The 15,421-nt window shown below is 41.4% G+C and carries 17 protein-coding genes; 3 read left to right on the forward strand and 14 right to left on the reverse strand.

What is annotated here, in order from left to right:
* Positions 1-163 precede the first annotated feature (163 nt).
* A complete protein-coding gene (locus tag ACQYAC_RS03800; RefSeq protein ID WP_058014872.1) occupies positions 164-415 on the reverse strand; it encodes a YpmP family protein in 252 nt (83 codons plus the stop codon).
* A gap of 36 nt (positions 416-451) precedes the next feature.
* Positions 452-1,720 (reverse strand): threonine ammonia-lyase IlvA, encoded by a 1,269-nt coding sequence (gene ilvA / locus ACQYAC_RS03805; RefSeq protein ID WP_003215464.1) that lies wholly within the window; start codon positions 1,718-1,720, stop codon positions 452-454.
* Between the two features lie 181 nt (positions 1,721-1,901).
* Here ilvA and ACQYAC_RS03810 point away from each other — a divergent pair, with 181 nt between their 5' ends.
* Positions 1,902-2,870: a sigma 54-interacting transcriptional regulator gene (locus ACQYAC_RS03810; RefSeq protein ID WP_180310628.1), complete on the forward strand. Its 969-nt coding sequence runs from the start codon at positions 1,902-1,904 to the stop codon at positions 2,868-2,870.
* Positions 2,871-2,884: 14 nt separating this feature from the next.
* Positions 2,885-3,523, forward strand: a complete 639-nt coding sequence (trhA, locus tag ACQYAC_RS03815) for a PAQR family membrane homeostasis protein TrhA (RefSeq protein WP_058014870.1) — start codon at positions 2,885-2,887, stop codon at positions 3,521-3,523.
* A 35-nt stretch (positions 3,524-3,558) separates the two neighbouring features.
* Here trhA and ACQYAC_RS03820 read toward each other — a convergent pair whose 3' ends face one another.
* The 12 genes from ACQYAC_RS03820 to ACQYAC_RS03875 form a co-directional block, all read right to left on the reverse strand.
* On the reverse strand, positions 3,559-4,182 hold the full coding sequence (locus ACQYAC_RS03820; protein WP_339162851.1) for a lysophospholipid acyltransferase family protein: 624 nt from the start codon (positions 4,180-4,182) through the stop codon (positions 3,559-3,561).
* A 19-nt stretch (positions 4,183-4,201) separates the two neighbouring features.
* A complete protein-coding gene (gene folA, locus ACQYAC_RS03825) occupies positions 4,202-4,687 on the reverse strand; it encodes a type 3 dihydrofolate reductase (RefSeq protein WP_058014868.1) in 486 nt (161 codons plus the stop codon).
* Complete coding sequence (locus tag ACQYAC_RS03830) at positions 4,684-5,478, reverse strand: thymidylate synthase (protein WP_339162853.1); 795 nt, start codon at positions 5,476-5,478, stop codon at positions 4,684-4,686. Before ACQYAC_RS03830 ends, folA begins: the two co-directional genes overlap by 4 nt.
* Before the next feature lie 103 nt (positions 5,479-5,581).
* Positions 5,582-6,109, reverse strand: coding sequence for a phosphatidylglycerophosphatase A family protein (locus tag ACQYAC_RS03835; protein ID WP_339162855.1), 528 nt, complete (start codon positions 6,107-6,109; stop codon positions 5,582-5,584).
* An 18-nt stretch (positions 6,110-6,127) separates the two neighbouring features.
* Positions 6,128-6,745 (reverse strand): YpjP family protein, encoded by a 618-nt coding sequence (locus tag ACQYAC_RS03840; protein ID WP_058014865.1) that lies wholly within the window; start codon positions 6,743-6,745, stop codon positions 6,128-6,130.
* Between the two features lie 234 nt (positions 6,746-6,979).
* Complete coding sequence (locus tag ACQYAC_RS03845) at positions 6,980-7,768, reverse strand: class I SAM-dependent methyltransferase (RefSeq protein WP_429942747.1); 789 nt, start codon at positions 7,766-7,768, stop codon at positions 6,980-6,982.
* 66 nt (positions 7,769-7,834) lie between these two features.
* Positions 7,835-8,269, reverse strand: coding sequence for a BrxA/BrxB family bacilliredoxin (locus ACQYAC_RS03850; protein WP_003215999.1), 435 nt, complete (start codon positions 8,267-8,269; stop codon positions 7,835-7,837).
* An 81-nt stretch (positions 8,270-8,350) separates the two neighbouring features.
* The gene (gene ilvD / locus ACQYAC_RS03855) at positions 8,351-10,027 is read right to left on the reverse strand and encodes a dihydroxy-acid dehydratase (protein WP_012010311.1); all 1,677 of its coding nucleotides are present in this window, start codon (positions 10,025-10,027) and stop codon (positions 8,351-8,353) included.
* 307 nt (positions 10,028-10,334) lie between these two features.
* Positions 10,335-11,471, reverse strand: a complete 1,137-nt coding sequence (locus ACQYAC_RS03860; protein WP_169057129.1) for a conserved virulence factor C family protein — start codon at positions 11,469-11,471, stop codon at positions 10,335-10,337.
* Positions 11,472-12,113 carry an HD domain-containing protein gene (locus tag ACQYAC_RS03865; protein ID WP_429942748.1) on the reverse strand — a complete coding sequence of 214 codons (642 nt, stop codon included), beginning with the start codon at positions 12,111-12,113 and terminating at the stop codon, positions 11,472-11,474.
* A gap of 13 nt (positions 12,114-12,126) precedes the next feature.
* Positions 12,127-12,609 carry a glutathione peroxidase gene (locus tag ACQYAC_RS03870; protein ID WP_429942749.1) on the reverse strand — a complete coding sequence of 161 codons (483 nt, stop codon included), beginning with the start codon at positions 12,607-12,609 and terminating at the stop codon, positions 12,127-12,129.
* 74 nt (positions 12,610-12,683) lie between these two features.
* The gene (locus tag ACQYAC_RS03875; protein WP_429942750.1) at positions 12,684-14,366 is read right to left on the reverse strand and encodes a formate--tetrahydrofolate ligase; all 1,683 of its coding nucleotides are present in this window, start codon (positions 14,364-14,366) and stop codon (positions 12,684-12,686) included.
* Positions 14,367-14,504: 138 nt separating this feature from the next.
* Here ACQYAC_RS03875 and metA point away from each other — a divergent pair, with 138 nt between their 5' ends.
* Positions 14,505-15,413, forward strand: a complete 909-nt coding sequence (gene metA, locus ACQYAC_RS03880) for a homoserine O-acetyltransferase MetA (RefSeq protein WP_058014859.1) — start codon at positions 14,505-14,507, stop codon at positions 15,411-15,413.
* Positions 15,414-15,421 lie beyond the last annotated feature (8 nt).

Raw genomic sequence — 15,421 nt, forward strand, 5'->3', positions numbered from 1 at the left:
CTTTACTTATGATATTACCTTATTTCGTGCGTACTTGAAAACAACTGTCAGAACGTTTTTGAAATTGTCACATTTGCTTGTTTGCATGAAAAAAATCCTTGCCAAATCTGAGCAACAGCCATTTTAAAACAGCCGCTCACTCCCTTTGACAAAGATTCCTTTTTTACGCATTGTGTTTCAGTGTAGGCTTCTGATAGATCTGCTCATATGTGCTCCACTTGACGTTACGTTTCACATCCTCTCTGAAAGAGTACACAGCTCTCTTTCCTTTAGATACATAGACTTTTTTCAAGAAAGCTTCAAGTCTAAAGGTGAGCATGAAACGATACGGCTCATCTCCCTTTAGTACAGGAACTTCTGTTACCTTGATCTGAGCTCCATCCATCCGTCTAAAACATATTGTTTTGAGCAGCACAAACGATCAATCCTCTTTTCCGATGTTCTGTTACGCCTAAATAAATAGGTGGAATAAATCTTGATCTTTATTCACTTCAACATAATGGAATCCTTTTTTATTCATCCGTTCAATGAGCGCCGCATAGTCATCTCTTTCTTTCAATTCGATGCCAACAAGCGCCGGTCCTTTGCTTCGGTTATTCTTTTTCGTATATTCAAAGCGGGAGATATCATCATTTGGCCCTAATACTTCATCTAAAAACTCCCGAAGCGCACCTGCTCTTTGCGGAAAATTGACAATGAAATAATGTTGCAGCCCTTCATAGATCATCGACCGTTCTTTGATTTCCTGCATTCTGCCAATGTCATTATTTCCTCCACTGACAATACAGACAACATTTTTCCCTTTAATCTCCTCGCGATGGGCATCCAGCGCTGCGATCGGAAGTGCACCTGCCGGCTCTGCTACAATCGCACATTGATTATAAAGCTCTAAAATGGTTGTACATACTTTCCCTTCAGGTACAAGACTAATTTTATCGACAACAGATTGTAGCGATGTAAACGTCTTTTCGCCAATCCGCTGAACCGCTGCCCCGTCTACAAACTTATCAATGGAATCAAGTGTCACAACCTTACCCTTTTCATGGGAAGCATGGAGTGAAGCTGCGCCAAGCGGTTCGACGGCAATGATTTCGGTTTCTGGGGCGATATTTTTGATATATGTACCAACACCAGATAACAGACCTCCACCTCCAACACTTGCAAATAAAAAGTGAGGCTCCACTTCGATATCATTTAATATTTCTACAGCAGTCGTTCCTTGTCCTGCCATCACATCCAAATCATCAAACGGATGGATAAACTCGCGCTTTTCTTCATCTCCGCATTTCACTGCTTCATGATATGAATCATCAAACGTATCTCCGGTTAAGATAATTTCAACATATTCTTTTCCGAAAAGCTCTACTTGAGATACTTTTTGCCTTGGTGTCGTAGCAGGCATAAAGATTTTTCCGTGGATACCTAGATATTTACAAGAATAGGCAACACCTTGTGCATGATTTCCTGCACTTGCACAAACAATGCCGTTTTTTAGTTTATCTTTTGGAAGCTGGCTCATTTTATTAAAAGCGCCTCTTAATTTAAAGGAACGAACTACTTGAAGATCCTCTCTTTTTAAGTAGACATTACATTCATATCGTTCAGAAAGTCGCTCATTTTTTTGAAGTGGTGTATGAATGACTACATCCTTCAAATTTTGATGGGCCTTTAAAATGTCTTTCACTTGAATTAGCGTGTTTTCTTTGAGCAACGGTTTCATGTACAAGATCCTTTCTCTTTAACCTTATTTAATTTGTCATTATAACATGAATATTCAAAAAATAAACCAATAGATCATAGATCAAGCATAAATTTCATAAACTTTTTCGTTTCTCTGTACATTTGGTTTTATTGGGTGTTACAATTGAACCAATTAGAACCAAAAAGAAAGGAATCACCCGATGACCACACATTCATTTACGTCTATATATGGAGAGCACCAAGAAATGAAGCGTGCCATTCACCTGGCAAAGCAATTCACAAAACACGAGCAGCCGGTCTTGATCACAGGAGAAATTGGCACAGGTAAAACACGATTTGCCCATGAAATTGCTCATGCATCGGCTCCAAACGCTTCACTGACACATCTATATTGTCCCATCCTAGATGAAGATACCTTGCAGAAAGCCTTCACTGAAAAAAAACGTCAAATTCTTTATTTAGACGAAATTGCCGCATTAAGTATTCCTATGCAGCATCAGGTCATTCGTTTTCTAGAAAGCTCTCCTGCAACAAAAATCATTGCCACTTCGTCTTTATCAATAGAGGCATTGAGGGTTTCATCTACCTTTTTACCTGAGCTGTTTTATCGCTTAAACGTTTTCCATTTACCTTTACCGTCATTAGCAGATCGAAAAACAGATATTCCTGTGTTAACAACTGCTTTCTTTCAGGAGCTGAGCATGGCCCCTGATATTGATCCAAGTGTTTGGGAAAGCTTGCAGGAGTATCCGTTTGAAGGAAACGTACAGGAACTCAAAAATATCGTTCATTATGCTGCAGTCATTCTCGAAGGGCAAACGGTATTTTTACATCACCTGCCGCCTTTTGTATTAACCCCTCTTTCGCCGGAGGTAAAAGGAAAAAAAGAAGAACATCAGCTCACTTTAATGGAAAAACAAGAGTTTGTTTTCCTACTGGAAGCCATTAAATCTCTCAATGAGAAAGGTGAAGCAGCCAGCAGACGCATCTTGTCTGAATTAAGCAAGCAAGGCGACATCCCGCTGACCCCTCAGCAGGTAAGAAGCCGATTAGATGACCTTGAGAAAAAAGCATACGTGACGAAAGGAAAGGGCAGGGCCGGCACGAAGATTACTCTTGAAGGTCTTTCATTCCTGAAGTCACTTGATGGTTATATACCGGTTCAATAAAAGGAGGACATCCATTGTTTACTGTAAAAGAAGAAATTGCAAACGCCATTACACATGGCATAGGCGTTATTTTATCCATACCAGCCATTGTTTTTCTTGTGTTATTCGCTGTACAATACGGCACTGTCACAGAGATCGTAAGCTTTTCAATATTTGGCGCATCTATGCTGCTGCTCTATTTAAGCTCGACCTTGCTTCATAGCATTCGGCACAAAAAAACAAAAGATGTATTTGAAATCCTCGACCATTCGGCTATTTATGTATTGATTGCTGGTACCTATACGCCTTTTTTACTCGGACCATTAAAAGGTGCACTCGGCTATACGCTTCTTGCGATTGTATGGGCTCTTGCTGCTGGCGGAATTGTCTTTAAAATCTTTTTCGTCAAACGGTTTATCATTGTGTCCACCCTTGTTTATTTATTAATGGGCTGGATGATTATCATTGCCATCAAACCACTTTACATTGGGTTAACAGGCCCAGGGTTTGGCCTCTTACTGTTAGGCGGTCTATTGTATTCAGCCGGAACCATCTTTTATATTTGGCGGAAGATCCCCTATCATCATGCGATTTGGCACAGCTTTGTTCTAGGCGGCAGTGCATCCATGTTCTTCTGTATTCTTTTCTACTGTGTGAACATTCCTGCTGCATGAAAAAAACCAGCATCCGAAAGTGGATGCTGGTTTTTCTATGCGCGCTTTTGGGCGTAATCGCTCATCATGACAGGTGCTTTAATATGAATATCAACATTCACAGGGTGCAGTCTTTTCACGACTTTCCCAGTTAATAGACGATCCGTTCCACTTGTTTCAATCGGTACAAGCGGACAATCACAATCTTCACCAAGTGCCTCTGCTATGTGACGCTGTGCTTCTGAAAGCAATACACTCTGCCCAGATAAGATTTTTTCCTTTGCTTCTTCTAATAAGGCATCATCAGATTGATTCTGATGAATAACCGCCATCTTCTTCAGCCATTGTTTTAAAATAGGATATCGAAAAAGATTCGGCTTTGCCATGAAAGCAAATGGTTTCTCAAGGTGACCAATCAATAATGCCGTTGTGGCTGGATTCAGTGCCTGTGTGAAATAAATAACGGGTCCATCCGGCAGCTTCTTTTGCTGGTGAATGGTCATGACTGATCCTGACTGATCAATACAGCCCCTGGCAAACCTTTTTGCATGCTCATGAATGAGATGCATTCGTTTCGTATAGGAAATGCGCGGATCAGTTAATTCATGGGCATGCAAATGCCTCATACTTTTAAAAAGGGATACAACAACATAAATCGTTAAAAACCAATAACGAAACAACCGTACTCCTCCTACTCATTTATCCTTTTTTGTCATAAACGACAAATTCATAATTGTAGGGGTTCTTTTCGTCACGATGGCCTTTTTCGCGTGATACAACCGTCCATTCGTTTTCATCGTAATCAGGAAAGTAGCGGTCTCCTTCAAACGCATGATGAATATGCGTAATATATAGACGATCCGCATATGGCATCATTTCTTCATACAGCTTAGACCCGCCGATGATAAATAACTCTGTCTCGCTTTTTCCAATTGCCAAAATATCAGCAATGGAATGGACAACCTCACATCCTTCTGCTTCAAAAGAAGAACTTGTTGTGAGCACGATATTACGGCGGTTAGGTAGCGCTCGTCCAATGGATTCAAACGTTTTTCTGCCCATGACAATCGTATGGCCGCCTGTGACCTTCTTAAAATACGCTAAATCAGCTGGTAAATGCCAGGGCATTTGATTATCTTGACCAATGACTCTGTCTTTTCCTGTCGCCACAATCATCGAAATCATACACTGACTTCTCCTTTGATATGCGGATGCGGATCATAGTTCTCAAGTACAAAATCATCGAACGTGAAGTCGAAAATGCTCTTCACATCTCTTGCGATGCGAAGCTGCGGAAGCGTGCGTTCCTCGCGCTCTAGCTGCATGTTCACCTGCGGAAGATGATTCTGATAAATATGTGCATCTCCTAGCGTATGAACAAACTCTCCTGGCTCAAGATTTGTGACTTTGGCAATCATCATCGTAAGAAGAGCATATGAAGCAATATTAAATGGGACGCCTAAAAAGATATCTGCCGATCTTTGATAGAGCTGGCAGGAAAGCTTCCCATTTGATACGTAAAATTGAAACAGACAATGGCATGGCGGCAGCGCCATTTGATCAATTTCACCCGGGTTCCAAGCGCTGACGATCAGTCTTCTTGAATTCGGATTATGCTCGATATCATGGATCAGCTTTGTGATCTGATCTACAGTCTCACCATCCCCACTAGCCCAAGATCGCCACTGCGCCCCGTACACACGGCCCAGTTCGCCATTTTCATCTGCCCATTCGTTCCAAATACGGACACCATTTTCCTGAAGATATTTGACATTTGTATCACCTTTTAAAAACCACAGTAACTCATGAATAATTGATTTCAGGTGCAATTTCTTTGTTGTTAAAAGTGGAAATCCTTCCTGCAAATCAAATCTCATCTGGTAACCGAACGTGCTGATTGTGCCTGTTCCCGTTCTGTCACCTTTTTCATCCCCGTGCTGTAATACATGACGGCATAACTCTTTGTATTGTTTCATTTTTTTCATCCTTTATTTATGTTCTTGTTGTAGTTTACCTTATTTCTGCTTTTGTTTAAACCAAAAAAACATGCCTGCATGAGGAGCAGACATGTTTTTCTTTTTATACTTGATTCACTCGATCCTGCTCTTCGTCCTTAATATCTTGGTGTGAGTGAGCAATACGACTAGCTGCTGCTGCAGCTAGCGCGGCGACAAGGTCATCAAGGAAAGTATGCACTTCACCTGGGCGACCTTCATCTAATTCCCTGATAATGCCAAATTTCTCTTTATCTAAATAACCGAAGTTCGTCAAACCGATTGATCCATATACATTGACAATGGAAAGCGGAATAATCTCATCAATTCCATATAGCGGCTCATCTGTTTCAACTAAGTGCTGCAAAGGTTCTGGCAATAGCTTTTGTTCAGCCAGCTGGTCAAGGGCAAGTCCTGTTAAAACTGCATGGACAATTTCCCTTTTATTCAACACTTTCTCAACATTTTCAACACAGACACTAAGTGGAAGGTTTGGATGGTATTTTTCTTGAAGCTTTAGCACAATATGTGCAATATCTTCAATTTTCACTCCACGTTCGTTTAACATTTGTTTTGTAATCTGCACCATTTCGTTCATTGTATATTTTTTCAATTGGCATGACATCTCCTTCTAGTGGCTCATCCAGCTCGGCGGGGTGTTTTTGTCCCAGTAAATATTACCGAGTTCATGATGCGTCTGGAATCCATCTTCTGCTGTATGGTAGTGAAAGTTAAACCAATATCCGCTGTGTGGCGGCTGATCTCTTCTCACATGAAAACGGAGCAAATCTTCTCCAGTCTTCCGATTGTAGATGTGAAAGATTTTTTCGCCATTTCCGCTTGAAGGCTGATCAGTTAACACAACATCTTGAAATTTTTCGTCATCTTTGAAATTTGTTAAAACATCGGTTAACACTTGTTCAATTTTCGGTTGAATCTCTTCTCTGTACTCGTCTTCAATGACAGGCGTGATTTTACGGCCGAATTTGAGAAAGGATTGATTTTCTGCACTTGATAGAACCTCTTCCTTATATTGCTCAAAGGGGTCTACCTGCTCTTCGCTTGCCTCTTGCGATCGTTCCCAGCTGCGTAATTCATCTGATGTATCATAAACCGCTGTATAAGGCGTTTTATCAGGTGAAGAAAGTTCAGATGGCTTGTCTGTCATCAAAGCCGACGGAGGAGAAACCAAACCAAAAGTTGCAATTGTAAAGAGCGCAACAAGCGTTTTTCTCATCCACATCTTCATGATATCTAATTCCTTCCATAAGTTATCATACTGCTATTCTAGCATATAATGAATTTTCAGTCATTCAATTTGGTCACTGATTTGAGACTTTCTTTTTCATAATAAAACGTTTACAATAACAGTACAGGCAACTAAAATTTGGGAGGAATGGGTATGCTTGAAGGCTTTTTCATCACAGCTTCCTTGCTGACACTGTTTTATTTTGTCTATATGGAAATTACGGATTAAAAGCCCTTAGTGAGGGCTTTTTTCTTTCTCGATATACCCATAATGAAATTGGGCTGTTTTTCGTTTGATGACATGAAATTTGTAAGAGTCCGCTTTAAATCGTGTGCTTTTCCAATGATCTTTTAACACCACTCTTTTTCTTGCCACCCTTAATGCTTCTTGCACGGCTGATTCGTGATCAAAGTCGTGCTCTGCCGCATGACGCAGCGGCGCTATACTTGTAGATTCTTGAATCGTTTCCTCAAACATGGGGTCAAAATAGACGATATCAAATGAACAGTCAGGATACTTCTTTAGCTGCTCGATACTGTCTCCACTGATAACAGAAATCCGTTTCATCGCTTCATCAGCTTCCTCTATTCCCGTCTCCCATGTATTCAGTCCTTCTCGCACTAGTAATGCCGTAATGGGATTCTTTTCAATACCGACGACCCTTCCCTTCCTGCCTATCGCACAGCTTGCAGTTATCGCATCAGACCCTAAGCCAAGTGTGCAATCTAAAAATGAATCGCCCGGCTTTAGCTGTGCTGCTTCAATTAAAGGATCCTTTTCTCCGCGCAAGAGCCGCTTCACCCTGAACATCGCTGAGCTTGGATGAAAGAAGAACTTTTCACCATTTGGCTGATACCATTCAAATCTTTCTTTCCCGACAACAAAGACATCTCCTCGTTTCACCGCAAGTTGCTTGACGGATTGTTTGCGTCTTTCTACATACTCACCATGTAAATCCTCTGCAAGACCCTTCGCTATTTCAATCGTTTGTTCATTTGCTCTAAAGCTTGTTGTAATGAGCATATCGTTCCTCCATCATGATCAAGAAAAAATGCCCTGATCTAGTTACAGGGCATTTCAACACGTGTATTAGCAATGTTTTTCGAATGCAGTTAAGACATTTTTCATGATATCTTCCATTTCATGACCTTCAATTTCGTCACGCGGGATAAAATGAACGAGTTCATTTCCTTTTAAAAGGGCCATAGAAGGAGATGATGGCTCTTCACCTGTGAAATATTCTCTCATTTTTGCCGTGGCTTCCCGGTCCTGCCCAGCAAATACTGTGACGATTTTGTCTGGCGCTTTTTCTGCCTTCATTACAGCTTGAGTCGCTGCTGGGCGTGCTAATCCTGCAGCACAGCCGCATACAGAATTTACAACGACAAATGTTGTTCCTTCAGCCTCTTGCATGGTTTGTTCTACTTCTTCTTCCGTCGTCAATTCTTGAAATCCTGCACTTGTCAGCTCTTGGCGCATTGGCACAACGAGCTGGCGCATATATTCTTCATATGCCATTGACATAAAAAAGCCCCCTCTAAAATCCTTATGTTGTGAATAAAGGATACTATAGAGAGAGCCAATTTTCAAATGTTCCATATCAGATTAAATTTTCATGATTCCGCCTGTATTGGCTGATGTCACAAGTTTTGAATATCTAGCAAGATAGCCAGTTTTCACTTTTGGTTCAAAGCCTTTCCAGTTCGCTTTTCGTTTTTCCCATTCTTCTTCTGGAACATCGACGCTTAAAATGCGCTGTTCAATATCGACGACGACATGGTCACCATTTTCAACAAAGGCAAGCGGGCCGCCCTCAGCTGCTTCAGGAGAGACGTGTCCGATAGACAAGCCGCGTGAAGCGCCGGAAAAACGTCCGTCCGTAATTAAAGCAACCTTTGGTCCAAGTCCCATCCCGACAATTTGCGAAGTAGGAGCAAGCATTTCTGGCATACCAGGTCCGCCTTTAGGCCCCTCATAGCGAATGATAACAACATGTCCTGCTTCTACTTTTCTATTAATGATGCCTTCAAGAGCTTCTTCTTGGGATTCAAATACGATCGCAGGCCCTTCGTGACGTGTGATCCCATCTTGTACCCCGCCCGTTTTAATAATGGCTCCATCTGGCGCAAGGTTTCCAAATAAAACGGCTAAGCCGCCCTTTTCAGTAAATGGTTTGTCGATTGGATAAATGACGTTATAGTCCTTAACCTCATGACCTGCAATGTTCTCACCAAGCGTTTTCGCGGTGACGGTCATTGTATCTAAATGAAGTGCGCCTTCTTTTTTGGACAATTCATTTAGCGCAGCTGTGACGCCGCCGGCTTCATGTAAATCCTCAATATAAACATCCGAAGCTGGCGCAAGTTTTGATAAATGAGGCACACGCTCTGCTACTTCATTGATACGTTCAAGTGAATATTCAACACCTGCTTCATTTGCAATCGCCAGTGTGTGAAGAACTGTATTCGTTGACCCACCAAGTGCCATATCTAATGCAAATGCGTTATCAATTGCTTTTTCAGTTACAATATCACGTGGTTTAATATCCTTTTTAATGAGCTCCATTAGTTGTTTTGCTGACTTTTTCGCAAATTCTCTTCGCTCTGGTGATGTCGCCAAAATTGTGCCATTCCCAGGAAGAGCAATTCCAAGCGCCTCTGCTAAACAGTTCATTGAGTTTGCTGTAAACATTCCTGAACAAGATCCGCAGGTCGGACAGCCAAACTGTTCTAATTCATTTAATTCCTCTTCGTTAATTTTACCTGACTGGTATGCACCAACGCCTTCAAATACAGAAGAAAGAGAAATTTTTCTGCCATCACTTGTTCTACCCGCTTCCATCGGTCCACCGCTGACAAAGACCGTTGGAATATTGACACGCATCGCTGCCATCATCATCCCTGGTGTAATTTTATCGCAGTTAGGAATACAAACCATGCCATCAAACCAGTGAGCAGATACAACGGTTTCGACAGAGTCAGCGATGATTTCACGGCTTGGTAATGAATATCTCATCCCGATATGCCCCATCGCAATTCCATCGTCGACCCCAATAGTATTGAATTCAAATGGGACTCCGCCAGCTTCACGAATGGCTTCTTTCACAATCTTTCCGAATTCCTGAAGATGGACATGTCCTGGGACAATATCAATATAGGAATTACATACAGCAATAAATGGCTTGCCGAAGTCCTCATCCTTTACCCCCGCCGCTCTTAGTAAGCTTCGGTGAGGTGCTCTGTCAATTCCTTGTTTAATCATATTACTACGTAGTTCTGCCATCTGTTTAAAAAGCCTCCTATACTACAAGTCTTGTTGACTGTATGATTTTGAGTTGATTTTATTTTACAAATTTTCTGTTTATTTAGCCACCGATGAATGACTGATGACCAACATGGCTGCTGAAGCTAGCGCTCAGCAAGGTTCGTGTCATAAAATCTGACCTCCAATATTCTATATTGGTACTACTATATAGAGTTTTTTCGTATATTTCAACAATATTCAAAATAATTTTTCTAAAAAAATTTTTCTGTCTATGACTTTAAGAAAAACAAGCTGCCTATCATTGGCAGCTTGTTCAAATGTCTCATCATTCTGATGCATTTTTTCTGCTTTCTGTCATTTGCTTCCATACTGAACCTTTCGCTTCTTCTCCGTGCTCAATGCGCTCAATCGCCATTTTCACTTGAAGGCTGACTTCAAATTCAGGGTCTTGTTCAGCTTCTTTTAATGCGTCAAGTGCTGTTTCGTCACCTTCTTCATAAAGAAACATCGCTGCACGCCAGCGGACAAGCTTACTCGGATCCTTTAATGCTTCAATCATTGCTTCTATAGCGTTCGGGTCACCAAGGTCTGAAATGCAGTCTCCAGCGGTTCTGCGGACCGTCACTGTTTTATCTTTAAGCCCTTTATATAAAATAGGCAGAATAGCAGGATCTTCAATCATTCCAGCATTCACAACGGCTTGTCTGCGAATGGATGTTTTTGGGTCTTCCATTGCTTTCATTAAAACAGGTATATCCTTTTGTTCTGGCTGCATTTGCTCTAGATGGGCAAAACGCTTTTTCCAATCTTCCTCGTGCAGCATATCTTCTGTTACATCATATGCCTTTCGGTTCACTTGTCGATCTACAGCTTCTTGACCTTCTTTGACTGCCTCTGTTAAGCGTGCTAAACGCTCATCATCATAGGCTGCTTGCAGCTCTTCTGTGACTTCCTGACCGATATCTGCAAAGTCACCAAAACGAACGCCATGTTCTTTCCACACACGTTCAAATACGACATTGTCTGAACTGCTTCTGAGCTTTAAAATAGCTGCTTGGAAGCGTTCAGGCATGCCGAACCGCTCTTCTCTTTCACCGTCTGTTAATTTGACTTGCATCGGAATCCCATTAAACATTTGGACAAACACTTTGACTTCGCCAAATGTGTCACCGCCAGACTGCGATCCTTCCTGAAGGCCTTCTGATTCTTGACCAAAGGCTTCTCTGACCTGCTGCAAAATGCCCTGCCAGTCATACTTTGCATTACGCTCAACAGCTAAGAAATCTGCGACATGATAAACACCTTTTACACCTTCAATGTTCAAAATGCGCTTGATCATCTCTGGCGCTTCGTCTTTTTGATCCTTTTTGTAATTGTTGCTTTTACCGCCGGCAAGTGCTTCTGTCAAAATGACCTTCATCGTATTTGGACTTGGCGTCGGTTCTATCGCTGTTATTTTCATCTATACATCCTCCTTACACACATAAAGACCCAACTCATCTGTAAGGCCGCATTCTTCTTTCCATGTCTTGATAAATAGGCTCATCAAATCGTGCCGCTCCTCAGCAAGCAGCTTTCCTGTACGAGTGTTCATTAAGTCTTTTAATTTGAGCAGTTTTTCTTCCATATGTTTTAGCACGGAGCCCTGCTGCATGTCCTTTGAATAGTGGGGTTCCCCTTTTGCGCCTGCATACGTAAACACCCTCGCAATACCGGTTGCTCCTATCGCATCGAGACGATCTGCATCTTGAACAATAGCCCCTTCTAACGTTATTGGTCTATTCTGCTTATGTCGATGTCGAAAAGACATCGTTGTAATGATGTCCATGATATAACGAATATCCCGCGTATGAACTTCCCAAGAAAGGAGCTGAAGCTCAAGCCGCTTTGGTGAAAGCTGCCATTCACCCGGCAGCTTTTCATCAATGACATCATGAACAATCGCTGCCATTTCAATCACAAACAGAGAGCCGCCTTCCTGATTAGCAATTTGGCGGGCAAGCTGCCGCACACGATCAATATGAGCCGCATCGTGTCCAGTAGGTTCATATTTCAGCCGATCTGAAACAAAGGAGGCAGCTGCCTCCAATTGTTTTTTCTGCATGACGGTAAGCACCTTATTTGTCCAAAAGAGCGATGATGGAGCTTTCTAATTCTTTTGGTGATGTTTTCGGAGAGAACCGCTCAGTGACTTCTCCGTTTTGATTCACGATAAATTTTGTGAAATTCCATTTCACTGTTTTCGTCCCAAGTACACCTTTTGCATGACTTGTTAAATGTTTGAAAAGCGGGTGCGCATTGTCACCATTGACATCTACTTTTGCAAACATAGGGAAGGTCACCCCATAATTCAAAGAACAGAATTCTTGAATGGCTTCTTCCCCTTCTGGTTCTTGGTTCATAAATTGGTTACATGGAAATCCTAAAATTTCAAGGCCCTTTTCATGATATTGATCATATAGCTCTTGCAGTTGTTTAAATTGAGGAGTTAGTCCACATTTGCTTGCTGTGTTGACAATAATGAGTACTTTTCCTTTATAATCTGCCATTGATTTTTCTTGACCGTTAATGGTCTTGACCTGAATATCATAAATTGACATCTCATAGCCTCCTAGGATTCACTTTTTCCTATCGTAACATGCTTCTTTTATAAAATCGCTTTTTATGCTTCCGGTTAAAAGAGTCCTGTCACACTGCCGTCTTCTAATAAATCCATCTCGAGCGCAGCAGGTTTTTTAGGTAATCCAGGCATTGTCAAAATGCTTCCAGTTAAAGCAACAATAAATCCTGCTCCTACAGATGGTTTTAACTCACGAATCGTAATGGTGAAGCCCTTAGGTCTCCCAATTAAAGCTGGATCATCCGAAAGTGAATATTGCGTTTTTGCCATACAAACCGGTAAATGCCCCCAGCCGTTTGCCTCGATGGCTGCCAGCTGTTTTCTTGCTTTTGAAGTGAGTGTGACCCCGTCTGCTCCGTAAACCACTTTGGCAACTTTAGATAATTTTTCTTCGATGGCATCATGCTTCTCATACAAATAGGAAAAGCTGTTCTTCTTCTTTTCAATAAGTGTTGCGAGCTCTTCGGCGAGTGCTGTGCCGCCTTCGCCTCCTTCTTCCCATACATTCACTGCCTTGACTGGGTGGCCATGTGCGTGGCACCAATCTTCTATCGCTTGAATCTCTTCTTTAGTATCAGTGATAAACCTGTTAACTGCGACAATGTACGGAAGACCGAAGGATTGGACGGTTTCAATATGCTTTTCTAAATTATGTATACCTTTTAATACAGCTTGTGCATTCTCTTCTTTGAGTTCTGTTTTCTTCATTCCGCCATGCATCTTTAATGCTCTGACTGTCGCCACAATGACCACTGCACCAGGCTTGAAATCACCAGCTCTTGTTTTAATGTGCAGGAACTTTTCTGCTCCAAGATCTGCTCCAAATCCAGCTTCTGTTACGACATAATCAGCTAATTTCGCCGCCATTTTAGTCGCAATTAAACTATTACACCCATGCGCAATATTGGCAAAAGGACCGCCATGAACGAGGGCCGGAGTTCCTTCAATCGTTTGTACAAGATTCGGTTTGAGCGCGTCTTTTAAAAGTAACGTTAGAACACCTTCATATCCAAGTGCGCCAACAGTGACTGGCTCCCCGTCTTGATTATAGGCAACAACAATAGAAGAAAGACGTTTTTTCAAGTCGGTTAAGTCTTCTGCTAAACAAAGGATGGCCATCATTTCAGAGGCAACTGTGATGTCAAACCCGTCTTCTCTAGGATACCCATTTACCTGTCCACCAAGTCCGACAACGACCTGTCTTAATGCACGATCGTTTAAATCAAGCACTCGCTTCCATACAATGCGGCGCGCGTCGATGCCAAGTTCATTTCCGTGATGGATATGGTTATCAATAAACGCAGATAAGGCATTATGTGCAGAAGTAATGGCATGAAAATCTCCTGTAAAATGAAGATTGATTTCTTCCATTGGTAGCACCTGTGAATATCCTCCACCTGCTGCACCACCTTTTATGCCCATTGTAGGACCTAATGAAGGCTCTCGCATTGCAATGATTGCTTTTTTCCCTATTTTTTCGAAGGCTTGGCCGAGTCCGACTGTGACGGTGGACTTTCCTTCACCTGCTGGCGTTGGGTTGATGGATGTGACAAGAATCACATGTCCTTCTTTTTGTTCTTTTAAACGGTCAAAAATAGTCAAAGATATTTTCGCTTTTGTGAAACCATAGCATTCTAATTCTTCGTCATGTATTTGCAGCTTAGCTGCGATGTCTTGAATAGGTCTCAGCTTTGCCTTTTGGGCGATGTCAATATCTGATAAATGCTTTGTGATCATAAATAAACGGCCTCCTTTTTTTCGAGAAACAGCTTTGTTTTTGCTCTGTTTTTCATTGTAACATAATTGAAACATTGAAATATCGCCAGAAAGTTCCTATAATGAAGTGAAATTAGCTTTGATTCAGGGGGTGGCGAGTTGCCTATTAACATACCAGTTCATCTGCCGGCAAAACAAATACTAGAGAGCGAAAATATTTTCGTCATGGATGAGACAAGGGCATTCAATCAAGATATCCGTCCTTTGAATATCGTGATCTTAAATTTAATGCCAAAAAAAATACAAACTGAAACGCAGCTGCTAAGAATGCTCGGAAATTCTCCTTTACAAGTGTACTTTACGTTTTTGATTCCAAGTACGCATACACCGAAGAATACGTCGAGAGAGCATCTAGATGAATTTTATACGACCTTTGAATCGATTCGCCATAAGAAATTTGATGGAATGATCATCACCGGCGCACCAATTGAGCATTTAGCTTTTGAAGAAGTATCCTATTGGAAAGAACTGCAGGAGATTTTAGACTGGAGTAAAACGAATGTGACGTCTACTCTTCACATTTGCTGGGGTGCACAGGCAGGCCTATATCACCATTATGGTATTGAGAAAATCAAGCTTGCTGAGAAAAAATTTGGTGTATTTGAGCATCTTGTGAAAGAGAAAAAAGAAAGATTAGTCAGAGGTTTCGATGAAGTATACTATGTCCCACATTCGAGGCATACAGATATTAATACAGAACAATTAAAAAATACGCCGAATTTGAAAGTATTGAGTGTCTCTGAAGAAGCGGGTGTTTGTTTAATTGTTTCAGATGATGATAAACAAGTATTTTTAACTGGACATCCTGAATATGATACGGACACATTGAAGCAGGAATATGAAAGAGATTTGTTGAAGGATGATACAGTCCAAAAACCTGTCCACTATTTTATAGAAGATGGTGACACATTAGTCCCAGTGAATCGATGGAAAGCCCATGCCACTTTACTGTTTATGAATTGGCTCAATTATTATGTTTATCAAGAAACACCATACGTTTGGGAATAAAATAGACT

Origin of the sequence: Bacillus sp. MM09(2025) (assembly GCF_050496725.1) — a bacterium.
GTDB lineage: Bacteria > Bacillota > Bacilli > Bacillales > Bacillaceae > Bacillus > Bacillus pumilus.

Coding starts and splice junctions, on each gene's coding strand:
- ilvA (WP_003215464.1), bottom strand. CDS start 1,720: ATGAAACCGTTGCTCAAAGAAAACACGCTAATTCAAGTGAAAGACATT.
- ACQYAC_RS03810 (WP_180310628.1), top strand. CDS start 1,902: ATGACCACACATTCATTTACGTCTATATATGGAGAGCACCAAGAAATG.
- folA (WP_058014868.1), bottom strand. CDS start 4,687: ATGATTTCGATGATTGTGGCGACAGGAAAAGACAGAGTCATTGGTCAA.
- ACQYAC_RS03830 (WP_339162853.1), bottom strand. CDS start 5,478: ATGAAACAATACAAAGAGTTATGCCGTCATGTATTACAGCACGGGGAT.
- ACQYAC_RS03840 (WP_058014865.1), bottom strand. CDS start 6,745: ATGAAGATGTGGATGAGAAAAACGCTTGTTGCGCTCTTTACAATTGCA.
- ACQYAC_RS03845 (WP_429942747.1), bottom strand. CDS start 7,768: ATGCTCATTACAACAAGCTTTAGAGCAAATGAACAAACGATTGAAATA.
- ACQYAC_RS03850 (WP_003215999.1), bottom strand. CDS start 8,269: ATGTCAATGGCATATGAAGAATATATGCGCCAGCTCGTTGTGCCAATG.
- ilvD (WP_012010311.1), bottom strand. CDS start 10,027: ATGGCAGAACTACGTAGTAATATGATTAAACAAGGAATTGACAGAGCA.
- ACQYAC_RS03860 (WP_169057129.1), bottom strand. CDS start 11,471: ATGAAAATAACAGCGATAGAACCGACGCCAAGTCCAAATACGATGAAG.
- ACQYAC_RS03865 (WP_429942748.1), bottom strand. CDS start 12,113: ATGCAGAAAAAACAATTGGAGGCAGCTGCCTCCTTTGTTTCAGATCGG.
- ACQYAC_RS03870 (WP_429942749.1), bottom strand. CDS start 12,609: ATGTCAATTTATGATATTCAGGTCAAGACCATTAACGGTCAAGAAAAA.
- ACQYAC_RS03875 (WP_429942750.1), bottom strand. CDS start 14,366: ATGATCACAAAGCATTTATCAGATATTGACATCGCCCAAAAGGCAAAG.